Source organism: Kitasatospora nipponensis, from assembly GCF_039528135.1.
Lineage (GTDB): Bacteria > Actinomycetota > Actinomycetes > Streptomycetales > Streptomycetaceae > Kitasatospora > Kitasatospora nipponensis.
Genome location: NZ_BAAALF010000765.1, coordinates 1 through 671, shown reverse-complemented (window position 1 = coordinate 671; position 671 = coordinate 1). Strand labels below are relative to the sequence as shown.

The following is a 671-nucleotide window of genomic DNA, read 5'->3' as shown; positions in this document are numbered from 1 at the left end:
AACCGGACCGCTACCGCCGGCTCAACCACCGCCGCGAACGCAAAGCCGACCACTTCGCCGCAATCCTCATCTGCACCCGCAAAACCCCCAAATGCGATGAATTCTCAGTCCACAGAAAAGCATTGCGTCTCCGGCCACCATGCATCGATGATGATCATCATCGACATCGAGAGGGGGCGCGGTGCTGCAAGCACTCGGGCTGAGCGCACTGACGGAGAACGTCTACCGGACCCTGCTGGCCGAGCCGGACTGGGGGGTCGACCGGATCGCCACCCACCTGCACCTGTCGGAAGCAGAGACACGTGAAGCACTCGACGAACTGCTGGAACTGACGCTGCTTCGGCCCGCGACCGACTCCCATGCACTGCGGACCGTCAGCCCGGAGGTCGGACTGACCAGGCTGCTCGCCCAGAACCAGAACCAACTGCTCCTTCGCCAGCAGCAACTGGAGAGCACCCGGACCGCGATCGCCGCCCTGTCCGCCGAGCACATCGACCGACGACCCGATGACGAGATGGTCGTGCGGCTGGACTCCCTCGACGCCGTCCGTGACCGCCTCGAGGAACTGGCGGCGACCGCTACCCAGGAATGCCTGTCCCTGATGCGAGGGGGAGCCGTTCGCCCCGATTCCATCCAAGCCGGCAAACACCCCAACCAGCTGGCGCTGGAGC

1 protein-coding gene and 1 pseudogene are annotated in these 671 nt (G+C 65.1%); both read left to right on the top strand.

Features of this window, described 5'->3' with window-relative positions; translation table 11 throughout:
- A partial coding sequence (locus ABD323_RS43205; protein ID WP_344447505.1) for a hypothetical protein occupies positions 1-203 on the top strand: 203 nt, incomplete at its 5' end.
- A pseudogene (locus ABD323_RS43200) lies at positions 182-671 on the top strand (helix-turn-helix transcriptional regulator); the annotation flags it as partial. The gene ABD323_RS43205 and the pseudogene ABD323_RS43200, both read left to right, overlap by 22 nt.